Here is an 11,923-nt window from a genome sequence, read left to right on the forward strand (position 1 = left end):
TATTTTCTATACTATAATAGAGCTACCGGATCACAAAGGAGTGTTCTTGTTATGAAAAAGAAAACCATGCTCACCAAAATGCACATAGCCCCATCCACAGTGCGCTATGATGCAGTCGCTGCGAGGGATAGCAATGAGGTTGGTCAGATTCTCGCAGGCACACGAAAAAGGAATGGCTATTCACTTGTAACTTTCTCTGAACTTCTCCGTCACTATGGCGTCGATGTCAGTGATAAAGGAATCAGCAAATGGGAAAAAGGCTATACCACTCCTAGCATCTACCAACTAGTTGCAATCTGCTACGCATTGAACATCAAGGAGGGTCCTTCCTACTTTACAAAGAACTTTCAGAAACCCGCCCTTCTAAATGACATCGGGCAAAAAAAGGTCGCTGAGTACGAAATGGACTTGATTGCATCCCGGCGCTACCAGCCAGACGCAGAAGAACCCGCGGAAATCGACTACATAATGATGCCTGTATCAGAGTTGCCAGTATCGGCAGGTCTAGGAGCTTTTCTTGAGGGTGAAATGTTCCAGCAGATACAAGTGCCTGCCAGTAGCGTTCCGGCTGGTGCCGAGTTCGGGATATATGTTAGCGGTGATAGTATGGAGCCACGCTATCATAACGGACAGATTGTATGGGTGAAGCGCTGCGAAGAACTTGAGTGCGGGGATATCGGGATATTCGTATATGATGACTGTGGATATCTGAAAAAATACGATGAACATACCCCAGACAAGTCCCAAGCAGAGTTCCTTACCGACAGCTATGGCGTGGTGCATAACCAACCGGTTTTGGTTTCTCTTAACACCAAATATTCGCCGATCCTTATATCTCCAGAGCAAAGATTCGAGATTGTTGGAAAAGTTTTGAACTAAAAAGATGGGAGGAGTTTTTGTGGATACGATCAAGCGTGTTCAGGATTTGATGCAAGTGCGTGATATGAATCTATGTGTATTGGCAAAGAAATGCGGAATATCGTACTCCACGATTCAAACCACCGCCCGTCGGGGAGGGCAGTTAAGCGTAGAGACGATTGAAAGAATTTGTCAGGGTTTAGGAATTACATTAAAAGACTTCTTCGATTCCTCCTACCTGTAAATATAGGGGCAGCAAAAAAGCCGTTCGCCACGCTGGAAAATCTGCGTGGTGAACGGCTTTAATACTGCTTCTATTTATCCTTTGGTAATCTCCAGATAAACACTAATCTCCATGATTGTTACCATTGAAGGAATACATTTGCGACGATCTTCGGGCATACCGAATAAGATTTGCATTGGCAGTTGAAGACGGCTCATGTTACCTATTGCAATTCTGACTATTTGGAAATATACTTGTAAGTATCAAATTATTTCACTTTATGGGAGGAAATTATTATGGCAAGACCCAAGGGAAGCAAGAATAAGGCTCGTACTGTAAAGGCCAGCGTTGATTATGTAGCAGTCATTGCAGAAAAGGCCGCAAAAAAAGAGAAAATCGAATCTGAGGTTGCTACGTTGACTGCAAATCTCGATGATCTGAAGACGCAGCTGAAAGCCAAGAAAGCAGAATTGAAAGCCGCCACCAAGGAACTTGCCAAAGCCGAAAACAAAAAAGCTGCCGCCGAAGCAAAAGCAGCAGAAGAAGCAAAGAAGGGCGAAGCAGAAGATGTGCTGAAGAAGCTGCTTGCCAGCGGTATGACGGCTGAAGAAATCCTTGCAAAGCTCCAGTAATGCAATATGATGAACTGGACAAGCTGCTGAAGTAAAGGAAGGGGCTGTTGCACAAGGATAAAACCGGTGTAACAGCCTCTTTTTCATTCATGCTGCAATTTTTTCAGCTTTTCAAACGTATCTAAATTAAAGTGGCATATCATCTTCCTATTTCACAAATCCTTGCCGTTTTCAGACAGGAGGTTGCTTTTATGAAAGTATCTGCCGACTATCGTATGCTCGCTCTCGATGCCCTGCGCGGAAAATGGAAAACTGCTGTTTTGACAGGTATTGCCGCCAGTGCGCTCGGTGCTACCATTGTGAGCAGTTCCAACAGTGCCGTATCCAATTCCAATCAGGCAAAGGACATCCATTTTGAACTGTTCTCCCAGCCCAACGGCGGTCGGCTGCTTGCTGTTCTGCTTGCCGGCATTGTTCTGTGGGCAGTCCTCCAACTGATCGTGGGCGGTGCAGCTCGACTGGGATATGCTCGTTTTAATCTGAACCTTGTAGATGGAAAGGATGCAGCCATCTCGGATCTGTTCTCTCAGAAAGACCGTCTGTGGGATGGCTTCTGCATGAACTTCCTGCAGGGTCTGTACACCGCCCTCTGGACACTGCTGTTGGTGATTCCGGGAATCGTGAAAACATACAGCTATGCGATGACACCTTACATCATGACAGAGCATCCTTCGCTGACTGCAAACGAAGCGATCACAGAATCCCGGAGGATCATGGATGGCAACAAATGGCGGCTGTTCTGTCTGGATTTCAGCTTCATTGGCTGGGAGCTGCTCTGTGCGCTGCCACTGTATGCCGGGTATTTTCTGATTCTCAGATATTTCACCGGTTCAGAGGCTATGGCGATTTCTCTGATTCTTCTGCTGACAATTCCATTGAGCATTGGCTTCTTTTTCGTGCGCCCCTATGAGGAAGCTGCATGGGCTACTTTCTACCGCGATATTACCGCAGCACCTACCGAACCGGATGAAGCATATTGACTTTTATATTAAAATTATCGTTGTAGTTCCCTTCATCGGCTATGACTCTAAATGGCCGGATCAGAGTAAACATAGATTGAAAAAGCTGATCCAAAACGCAAACGATTCTATTGTTATTTCACATTCTGCGGATGTTTCCAGTTATAAAAAAAGAAATTATTATATGGTCGATCATGCAGAGTACCTTATCGGTGTGTTTGATAATCAGAAAAAGCTGCGCTCAGGTACAGCACAGACAGTCAACTATGCCTTGCATCAGGGAAAAGTAATCACTCTGATCCATCCAGACACTATGGAGATAACAGCCCCTGCGCCTTAACAAATTCACAAAAATTTTTCATTAGCATTTCCAACAAAATATTTTCATTGAAGGGGTGCTGTGATATAATAAGATATAAAACTACGCTCAGAACAAATGGTGCCGCTATGAACAAATATATTGGACAGCAATTTGCTGCTTTAAGATACGAAAAAAATATTTTGGTTGTTGAAGAAACTACATCTGCTGGTGGATGCGGCTCCTTCAACGCGGCTTCTTCATGCCCTGCGTCAGCCTGTCTTTATGACAGTGCGGCGTGGGGCTTTTTTATTGCCTGAAAGGAGTATGAGAACATGAGTCTGAAATATACCTGCCCCAGCTGTGGAACCCCATTGGGTTATGAGGGATTGTGTTGGAAATGTAAGTGCGAGCAAGAACGGCAAGCTGCTCTGGCCTGGATGCCGGAACAAATTGTCGAAAAACAAAGAAACTTGATACAGAACATCCAGAGGCTGGCTGATATGGAGGACCCAGAGTTCGCCGACTTTTGGCAGCTGCTTGGCTACCATGATGCCATCACCCCGGAGATTCAGCGAGTGGCACTGGCCGCAGAGGTGTTCTGGCCCTGTGAGATCTATTATCATGCTCCCGCCGATGTGCGGGATGGTCTGATCCATGCGCTGTTGTCCGCAGAATATTCCAGCGCGGCCTCCAACCTGATGAGTTGCCTTGCTATGCAAGGAGATGACAAGGCAATGGAGACTCTGCTGGAGCTGGAGCGAAATCCCCGGCCCTGGCGCAAGGGCCTCTATGTAGACCCATCCAGCTATGCGCAGATCGGAGGCTGGACCTTCGACAAGGAGGGCCAGAAAATCCAGCTCAACTTCGATACCTGCTATCCTATGGTCAAGGGAACCACCAGCGAGAAATCTCCCGTCCGCATTGGCCGGGCACGGGAGGACACCTGTCCCCACTGCGGCGGGCGGATGGTGGATATTTTGGTGCTGGATGGCCGGGATGAGCGGCTCCGGTTCCTGGGGCTGGATGGTATTCTGACTGCCACCTGCTGCCCCAGCTGCGTGGGATTCCTCAAAGGCCCCGCCTTCAACCGGTTCGCTCTGGATGGCGGCGTGGAGGTCTTTCCCTCCGAACTCTTTGACGGCGCGGAGAAGACGGATTGCTATGTCAGTCCCGAGGAGTACAAGGCCCTCACGGAAAATCCCTTTGTGCTGGGCGAAGCGCCTGTGTCCCTGTTTTACGGTGCGGCCTGTCAGGATGTGAATACCATCGGCGGCTTTGGCAACTGGGTGCAGGATGCAGAATATGCCACTTGTCCCCACTGTGGGAAGCCTATGAAGTATCTGGCACAGATCCAGTGGGATACGGTGTTTGACTGTGCGGAGGGCACGCTCTATGTGGAGTTCTGCTCGGACTGCCAGATCGTGTCCATGCAGCACCAGCAGACCTGAAAAAGTCGCACAGTATGAAAAGAGAAATACCAGCAGGTATTTGCGTAAGGAGGCGTCCACTATGTGCGAGCACTGCCGAAACATTCAAACATGGAGAAAATTTGACGCCCCAAAGGACTATCTGGCCTGTATTGCTTACATTCAGCAGTTGGTGTCGGAGGGGGAATTTGAACTGATGCAAGAGGAATCCACCTGCCCACTGGAGAAGGTAAAGACAGAGGATGGCTGGGCAGACGAAATTATGGCTCACATGATTAGGTGCAAGCACTGCGGCCAGATCTTCACCTGTGTGGTCAACACCTGGCGAGGCAGCGGACACTTCAAAAAAGGCAAAGGATGACACGGAAAAGGCGGTGAAATGATGAATCAGGCAGAAAAAGCAGAGCTGCTGGAGCAGCTTGAGCAATGGAATAAGAAGGACGAGTATTCCCGGTGTATCCGGGCCATCGAAGCCATCCCGGAACAGGAGCGGGGCTATCTGCTGACCGTCAAGCTGAGTCGGGCTTACAGCAATCTGGCGGTGCTGGGAGATCATGGAGAGCATGGGACCGACGGTGAAGTGGACGGGGATCTCATCCGACACGCCATTGAGCTGCTGGAGTCCGTCCGCGCCCAGGGTGAGAACGATCCCTACTGGAACGCCCGGATGGGCTATTCCTGCCTGATGGCATACCGTTCCGCCGCCTCCGCCTATGAATACGCCAAGCACTGGCTGGCCCTGGTCCCGGATGACCCAGCCGCCCAAAAACTGGTTCGGGACTGCGAGGAATATCTGGAGGAGGAAAAAGCTCTGGAGCTGGATTTAAAAGAGCGGGAGGAAATCATCCGAAAGGAAACTCCCAATGATGTAAAAAAAGGGGGGGTATCTGTAAATGAACAGCGAACAGATCACAGCATTTTTACAAGAGCATTGGTACATTGCCTCGGTGCTCATCGGGGCCGTGATTTTGTTTGGAGCGATCCGCAACTGGAACTGGCTCTGCGACCCCACTGGTACGCGGGATGCCCATCGACACAGCAGAGGATACCGGCGTGTGGTTTTCTTTCTGCTGGGTGTCCTCTTGATTGTGGTGAGTATCTGGGGATTTGTGCTGAAATTGAAATAGGAGGAGAAAGACTATGATGACTGAGAAATATCCCACCTGGCTCATCGGCCATGTGAAAGAATGGGCGGAGAAGCGTTTGCCCACCGTGATACTTTGTTCCACCACCGGCAATGAACTGCTGGAGGTTTGGTATTACGGAGATCTGCTCACGGTGAAAGGAGAACCCCAATCCTATATCATAGATAGCGACGAGGCCCCCGGACTGGTGACAGCCCGTGACCCGGAGAGCGGCGAGGAGTTCGTCATCTTTGACGGTGGACGGCATGGCTACGACAATATGTTCTGCGATGAACATGATCCATCCGAGCTGGAGCACCGCCCCCTCAAGCGGTATGAGATCCCCGCCTCCAAGTTGGTGCTGGAGCTGGGGTACAGCGTGGACTACGAGGACGAAAAAGAAGACTTCGAACCGGATGAGGCGGATACTGTGGAACTGATTAACGGCGAGCGTATGCCTTGGGAACAGGTCAAGCGGGACGGCATCGACTATATCGCCCTTTACTATGTGAACGAGGAAGGAAAACAAGTCCAGATACTGGACGCAGAGTTGGCATGAGTATACCGCAGCCAGATGACGGGATAAAGGAGGGCGACAGCGTGATCGGGACAGATGAAAACCGGGCGGTGCTCCATGTGGAGGTCATCTTCTGGAGCGGCAAACGAAAAATACCACCCAGCCTGGTCAGCGGAAAGTATTGTCCCCATTTTGTGGTCACAGGAACTACAGAATATTTGGGTGTATGCTTTCTGGACGGAACCGAGTGTACATTTGATACACCAGCTTTGGGAAATGCCCAACCCCTATATCCAGATACCATTGACTATGCCCCGCTGGAAAACAATGCGGAATTTTTGATCTATGAGGGAGCCAATGCCGTTGGCAAGGGCCGGGTGCTGGGCCGAACCGTTCCCTATAAAGTGAAACAACAACGAAAGTGGGTGCCTTATGTACCAAATTGCATATATTGGCCGCTGGGAGACCCTCCCGGAAACGGCTGCCGCCATTTGTGACTATGACACTTCCAAGCTGGAGGTACTGCTCCAGGGCGGTCTGGATTTAGATGACCCCATTCAGCTCAGCGAGTATATCAAACTCACACCACTGGAGATCGCGGTTTTTCGGAATGATGTGCCCATGATTCACTTCCTACTGGGGCATGGAGCTGATCCCGGTCTGGCAGAGGAACAGCCCCTGCTGCTCACCGCTGCCCGCTGTTGTGGGCCGGAGGTGGTCACCCTCTTTGCTGGACAGGCCGCAAAACTCAGCCCGAAGCAGAAAGAGCGTGCCTTCCAGGAAGTACGCTGGGGCAAGCGCCCGGAGAATATCCCGGTGCTGGAGCAAGCCGGGATCACAGTGGACAAGTTTGGCGGCGAGGCATTTCGGGCCGCTGTATCTGATGGAGAGGCCAAACTTGCCAAACTCCTGCTGGAAAAAGGTGCAGACATCAATTACCACAAGCCGGACATGGTGTTCCCTTATGCTTCCACCCCTGTCACCGAGGCCGCCCGCTCCAACGATTTCCCTATGGTGCGCTGGCTCGTGGAACAGGGGGTCGACATCACCATTGCCGACAAATACGGCGACCGGCCTTACACCGTGGCGGTGCAGAACAAAAATCAGGAGCTGGCCGACTACTTAAAAGCCCTGGAACCGGAGGACTGGCACAATGAGCAGGAAAAGATCCGGCAGCTCATGCCCTACAAGCTGCCCGCCAAGCTGGTGGAATACTTGAAGACCGGCCCCCTGCGTTTGGAATTCCCGGAGCAGGAGTGGGTGAAATGGGCGGAGTTGTACGCCTACATGGATGTGCAGGAGATGACCTGGAAACGAAAAAGGCTGCTCTCCCTCATGGCGGCCATGGACAATTACAGCGACTACCTGCTGCTGTGGAGCCCCAGGGACAAAAAGCTGTGGTATCTGGACATCGAGCACGAGGAGTTCCATCCCCTGGCCAAATGGGAGGAATTTATCGCTGATCCCGGAAAATATCTCAATGGAATGATCGAGGGCGAGTTTGAGGAATAAGGAGCAAACCGATGACATCAATGGATTTTTTGAACAAAGTACATAAAATCCTGGATTCGCAGGAATACAACCTCTCTTACTCTCCGGCCAAGTCCAAGAATTATATGCTGTACTGCAATGGCAACTTCATTGGTGGCCTGTTCGATGAGGAGCTGTGCTTCGTCTACGCCGACAGCGTGAGTGAACTGCTGGGGCAGCCGGAACCCGTCTATCGCGGCTACTCCAGCACCGCCCAGCACAGGATGCTGGTGATCCCGGAGGAACACTGGGCGAAGGCGCTGAAACTGCTCTATGCCGAGAAATTCGACTGGAGCCGTTTGGTGTACGACATCACCTACACCAGCATCGGCGCGGCTGTGGTGGAGGACTTCTACGACGAAAATGTGGTATTCCTGCGCTTCTGCTTTGAAAAGGAGCTGCTGAAAAAGAACCCTCTGGACCGACAGGGCCGTATCCTGCGGATGGTCTATCTCAATCAGGATCTGACAAATATCGGTAAGAATTTGTTTCCTGAGTTGCTGGACAAGTTCCTTGCTTTTTTTGATCGGAAAGGGAAAACCAGTCTGGAAACCATGCTGCAACGGTGGTACACCCAACTGGAGAAGGAATACCGCAATCATATAGAGGGATAAGGAGAATGATCTATGTTTGAAGAATTTTATGAGATGTACGAGCCCGAGGAGCAGGAAGTGGTCGCTTTGATCAATCGCTGCATCGGGGGCGGATATAACAACAGGGGCAACTTTTGGCAAATGACTGTTGTGACGCTGGGCATGGTGTTCTGTGACACCGGCAAGGTCACCACCAAAGAGGAGCGGCTGGAGTGGCCAGTCACCGACGAGGAACGAAACAGCGATAAGGGCTGGGAACGCTTTCATAACGAGCAGATCTGCCGCCTGAAGATCCGCCGGATGAAAGAAGAATGGGCAAATGATCTGGTGGCATGGCCCTGGTGTATCTCCGAGGTGGTCAAGACCCATGAGGACTGCCCGGAACTTCAGGCTGTTCTGGACGAGTACCACAAGCCGGTGGTGATCCAGGACCAGGTGCTGGGTGAACTGAAGCTGGACAAGGACTATGATACCTTCGAGGGAGAAATCCAGTGGTGCGGAAAGGATGTGCTCCTTTCTCTGGAGGTCAATGCTGAAAGCAAGCCCTCCTGGACCCGCGCCCGCAGTGCCGCCAAGAAGCTGCTGGCCGACTGTGAAACCTGGGACAAAGCCATGCGGGAGCTTGCAGCCAAGAACCTGACCGAGCTGGCCGACAACTGGCTTTCTCAAGATGAGGAAAATCCCCGCAATCCGAAAACAGACCCTATCACAGAGGAAGAACTTGCCCGACGAATCAGCATGACGAGCCTGTCCGTCACCTCCGGCGGCAGCTTCACAGCCTGGTTTGACTGCGATGAGATGTTCACCGACCATGCGGTGACTGTCTACGGCTCCTTGAAAAAGGGCCTCAAAACTGCCAACATTGAGGGGTAAGGAGGATAACATTATGAAACTGAACTGTAAACGCATTGATTTTACATATATACCCGGCGAGGAAATCTTCAACTTTCCCGAGGAATCGGGACTACCCTTTCTCTTCGATGTAGAGGAAGAACTGACCGGCGATCCTGCTGCCATGGATGCGGTGGGAGAAATGCTGGATGAGGCGGAGAAATTGGCGGAGAAGGCCAAAGCCGCCATCAAAGCGGCGCTGGCAGACGAGGACAGCCGCTACCATAGCGTTGTGACATTTTTCATGGAGTTCCATCGGGACGATGTAGGCCCGGATATTGTGGCGGAACTTTTTCCGGGAACCGACCCAGCCAAACTGTCCTTTGCTGAGATGGTTGACTTTTTGAAGCTCAAGCGGTTCGGCAGTCTGGTGGATAGCGAGATGAACCAGCAAGTTTTCATTCTGGATCTGTCCTTTAACCCGGAGATTACCGACGAACTGATGGTAATCTACTTTGATTTGAACAAGGAGATTTTCTGTATCACACATGAGAGCTGAGCGTGACTGACATACACGAGGAAAGGAGCAATCCCTATGAAAGCATTTGACCCCAATTACAAGCTGCTGGACGAGATGTATCAGGACAATTACTATCCCACTTTTCTGGTGGACAAGGTAAAAGACGAGCTTCAGAAGGTCATCGACCTGCTGGAGAGCGGCGAAAACGACATTGAAGTAGTGCAGGAAACGCTGGACGAAGCGGTCTGCGGCATCAATGATCTCCAGGAGGAGTTTGACGAGAACGACAGCGAGATCGAAACGGTGGCACGGGAATGTATCGCGGCAACCGTGGCCTACATTCTGGAGTGGTTTGGCATCCCCATTGACACCGAGGAGGCTATCCGGGAACGGGACTGGTGAGCCCTATGGCAGAAAAAGAACTGGCCCTTTGTGATGAGTGCGGAAGCCTGTTTTTCAAAGGCTCCTCACAGATGATGGGGCTGTGCCCGGAATGTGCCCATGTTCTCTATGGCTACCCGAATTGTGACCATCATTTCCAGAATGGCCGATGTGTGAACTGCTACTGGGACGGCTCTAAGAGCGCGTATATCAAAAAACAGAACCAACAGGAGGAAACTGATATGCCTACAACTGAATGGTTGAACAAATACGAAGCAATCAAGGATAAATTGACCTGTAAAGATGACTTGGAGGCCCATTTCACAGAGAAAGTGATTAGGAACATGGCGGTGGATGTACTGGACATCGGTGTCGTCCATTTCCCCACCGGGCAGATATTCGCCTGTGATCCGCTGGTGGAACTGGAGGACACTCTGCCGTTCCTTCAAACGATCCCCGCCGGAACTTATCCCGTAAAAATCTGCGTGGTGCCCAGCGAACAATACGGCGACCGCTATGCCTGCGTCAAGGTGGAGGTTTCTCAGGAAAAGCCTGTCCGCTATGAGCTGGGCATGGTGGGCAACGAGGATCTGGACGCGGCACTGGGAGATGATGACTACTTCGGTTTCGGCGTAGACGCCGGGATGGGCTGTGTCGCGGACATCCAGACCCAGGCGGCCTTCAAGGCATACTGGGCCAAGCGTTTAGAAGAAGACCCGGACATCGACCCCTACAACGACCTGTTCTGCGATCTTCTGGAAGAAAACGCCAAAGCCTACCCCAAATATCAGGGGGACTGCGGCGACTGGCTCAACTGGACAGTGCCGGGCACGGACTGCAACCTGCCCATCTTTGCCTCCGGCTGGGGGGATGGTTACTATCCTGTCTACTTCGGGTATGACGCCAAGGGCAAAATCTGCGCCGTGTATGTGCGGTTCATTGACATTGAAGCCAGTTATCGAGAGCAGGATTAAAAATGTGACAGAACAAAGGAGAACACTATGAAAGACCTTTGCCAATACGGAAACCGGCCGGAGGACGAATGGGAAATCTTGCCCTGGATACCTGACCCGCGTCCGCCCTTCAAAATCTGGGTGAAGCCGGAGCAGATTGCGCCATTCTTTCTCATTCCCCACCACCCCTATGCGCTCTCCCTTCTGCTGAAAATCAACAATGGATTCCGGACGGAAGTATTCCGTCGGCTGGGACTGACTGGAAGCAGCGGAGACTGGGAGCGGCTGGTCCGGGGCGTGATCCAGGAGTTCGAGGAAAATAACAGCGGCGTGGATCTGTTTCACTTCGACTCTGACGAGGATGTGTTCTGCGTGTACTCCCAATACATCGACGATTTGATGCTGCTGTCCAAAATGATCCGGGCGGCCTGTGACAATGAAAAAACGATGGGGATGTATCTGAACATGAGCGAGGTTGCGAAAGCATGAAAGATTTGACCACTCAAACAGGGATTATAGTAAAATGCAGTAAAACGGCCATTGAATTTTTCCAAAATGCTCAATCAGTGGATTTCTTCTCTGCACTGGAAATTCCGAAGGAATTCCAAGACATAGCGGTTGAGTTTTATGATTTGATTATGGAAAACGATCATCTCGCGGCCTTGCTGGGCTGTCGCGGCAATTATGATATTGCAATACAGATAGATGAGGTAACCGGCACCATGACGGGGTGGCATTGGTTCAAATGAGGGAAATGGAATGATGGAGTACATCAAGCTTTTTTGGGAGGACGCACCGGAGGGAGAACCGTCGGTGATCCTCTATGAAGTGGATACAGAAAATGAGCGGCTGGCTCTCCGCTCCATTGACATCTTTGCAGATGGCCGCACCCGCAATATCCCTGACCTTTACGACGGCGCCATCGAGATCACGCCGATCCCCACCGTGGAGGAATTGAACGCCCATGTCTGGGGTGAGGAGTTCCACGCCTGCGTCATAGAGCAGGCGGAATTTGAGGCCGCCTGGGAAAGCCACACCTATGATGGAGCGTTAAAGTAGCCAGGAGGAGACACT

The 11,923-nt window shown here is 51.1% G+C and carries 19 protein-coding genes and 1 pseudogene; all 20 read left to right on the forward strand.

Annotation, left to right across the window (positions count from 1 at the left end; translation table 11 throughout):
• Positions 1-51: 51 nt before the first annotated feature.
• The 20 genes and pseudogenes from DWY76_RS12690 (at position 52) to DWY76_RS12785 (ending at position 11,908) form a co-directional block, all read left to right on the forward strand.
• On the forward strand, positions 52-879 hold the full coding sequence (locus DWY76_RS12690; protein WP_120081516.1) for a LexA family transcriptional regulator: 828 nt from the start codon (positions 52-54) through the stop codon (positions 877-879).
• A gap of 19 nt (positions 880-898) precedes the next feature.
• On the forward strand, positions 899-1,102 hold the full coding sequence (locus tag DWY76_RS12695) for a helix-turn-helix transcriptional regulator (RefSeq protein WP_223383275.1): 204 nt from the start codon (positions 899-901) through the stop codon (positions 1,100-1,102).
• Between the two features lie 275 nt (positions 1,103-1,377).
• The gene (locus DWY76_RS12700; RefSeq protein ID WP_015565819.1) at positions 1,378-1,713 is read left to right on the forward strand and encodes a hypothetical protein; all 336 of its coding nucleotides are present in this window, start codon (positions 1,378-1,380) and stop codon (positions 1,711-1,713) included.
• Between the two features lie 191 nt (positions 1,714-1,904).
• Entirely contained in the window at positions 1,905-2,693 is a 789-nt protein-coding gene (locus DWY76_RS12705; RefSeq protein ID WP_120081517.1) for a DUF975 family protein, read from the forward strand.
• A 7-nt stretch (positions 2,694-2,700) separates the two neighbouring features.
• Positions 2,701-3,012: pseudogene (locus DWY76_RS12710) on the forward strand (SLOG family protein); the annotation flags it as partial.
• A 107-nt stretch (positions 3,013-3,119) separates the two neighbouring features.
• Positions 3,120-3,290 carry a hypothetical protein gene (locus tag DWY76_RS14115; protein ID WP_008723379.1) on the forward strand — a complete coding sequence of 57 codons (171 nt, stop codon included), beginning with the start codon at positions 3,120-3,122 and terminating at the stop codon, positions 3,288-3,290.
• 15 nt (positions 3,291-3,305) lie between these two features.
• Positions 3,306-4,421: a hypothetical protein gene (locus tag DWY76_RS12715; protein ID WP_120081518.1), complete on the forward strand. Its 1,116-nt coding sequence runs from the start codon at positions 3,306-3,308 to the stop codon at positions 4,419-4,421.
• 61 nt (positions 4,422-4,482) lie between these two features.
• Complete coding sequence (locus tag DWY76_RS12720; protein WP_009298997.1) at positions 4,483-4,761, forward strand: hypothetical protein; 279 nt, start codon at positions 4,483-4,485, stop codon at positions 4,759-4,761.
• 532 nt (positions 4,762-5,293) lie between these two features.
• Positions 5,294-5,527 carry an immunity 17 family protein gene (locus tag DWY76_RS12730; RefSeq protein WP_006773021.1) on the forward strand — a complete coding sequence of 78 codons (234 nt, stop codon included), beginning with the start codon at positions 5,294-5,296 and terminating at the stop codon, positions 5,525-5,527.
• Positions 5,528-5,540: 13 nt separating this feature from the next.
• Positions 5,541-6,083 (forward strand): hypothetical protein, encoded by a 543-nt coding sequence (locus DWY76_RS12735; RefSeq protein ID WP_120081519.1) that lies wholly within the window; start codon positions 5,541-5,543, stop codon positions 6,081-6,083.
• Positions 6,080-6,538: a hypothetical protein gene (locus tag DWY76_RS12740; RefSeq protein WP_243112045.1), complete on the forward strand. Its 459-nt coding sequence runs from the start codon at positions 6,080-6,082 to the stop codon at positions 6,536-6,538. The genes DWY76_RS12735 and DWY76_RS12740 overlap by 4 nt, the downstream gene beginning before the upstream one ends.
• Entirely contained in the window at positions 6,474-7,553 is a 1,080-nt protein-coding gene (locus tag DWY76_RS12745) for an ankyrin repeat domain-containing protein (RefSeq protein WP_120081520.1), read from the forward strand. The genes DWY76_RS12740 and DWY76_RS12745 overlap by 65 nt, the downstream gene beginning before the upstream one ends.
• An 11-nt stretch (positions 7,554-7,564) precedes the next feature.
• On the forward strand, positions 7,565-8,185 hold the full coding sequence (locus DWY76_RS12750) for a hypothetical protein (RefSeq protein ID WP_117948566.1): 621 nt from the start codon (positions 7,565-7,567) through the stop codon (positions 8,183-8,185).
• 12 nt (positions 8,186-8,197) lie between these two features.
• A complete protein-coding gene (locus DWY76_RS12755) occupies positions 8,198-9,037 on the forward strand; it encodes a DUF2262 domain-containing protein (protein WP_120081521.1) in 840 nt (279 codons plus the stop codon).
• A 13-nt stretch (positions 9,038-9,050) separates the two neighbouring features.
• Positions 9,051-9,554 (forward strand): DUF2004 domain-containing protein, encoded by a 504-nt coding sequence (locus DWY76_RS12760; RefSeq protein WP_117533940.1) that lies wholly within the window; start codon positions 9,051-9,053, stop codon positions 9,552-9,554.
• Positions 9,555-9,590: 36 nt separating this feature from the next.
• Entirely contained in the window at positions 9,591-9,917 is a 327-nt protein-coding gene (locus DWY76_RS12765) for a DUF5713 family protein (protein WP_120081522.1), read from the forward strand.
• 5 nt (positions 9,918-9,922) lie between these two features.
• The gene (locus tag DWY76_RS12770; protein WP_120081523.1) at positions 9,923-10,870 is read left to right on the forward strand and encodes a DUF4241 domain-containing protein; all 948 of its coding nucleotides are present in this window, start codon (positions 9,923-9,925) and stop codon (positions 10,868-10,870) included.
• 27 nt (positions 10,871-10,897) lie between these two features.
• Positions 10,898-11,338, forward strand: a complete 441-nt coding sequence (locus DWY76_RS12775; RefSeq protein WP_006773011.1) for an Imm51 family immunity protein — start codon at positions 10,898-10,900, stop codon at positions 11,336-11,338.
• On the forward strand, positions 11,335-11,598 hold the full coding sequence (locus DWY76_RS12780) for a hypothetical protein (protein WP_006773010.1): 264 nt from the start codon (positions 11,335-11,337) through the stop codon (positions 11,596-11,598). Before DWY76_RS12775 ends, DWY76_RS12780 begins: the two co-directional genes overlap by 4 nt.
• Before the next feature lie 10 nt (positions 11,599-11,608).
• Positions 11,609-11,908 carry a hypothetical protein gene (locus tag DWY76_RS12785; RefSeq protein WP_120081524.1) on the forward strand — a complete coding sequence of 100 codons (300 nt, stop codon included), beginning with the start codon at positions 11,609-11,611 and terminating at the stop codon, positions 11,906-11,908.
• Positions 11,909-11,923 lie beyond the last annotated feature (15 nt).

The sequence above is a fragment of the Faecalibacterium sp. AF27-11BH genome, from assembly GCF_003603005.1.
In the GTDB taxonomy this organism is placed as follows: domain Bacteria; phylum Bacillota; class Clostridia; order Oscillospirales; family Ruminococcaceae; genus Faecalibacterium; species Faecalibacterium taiwanense.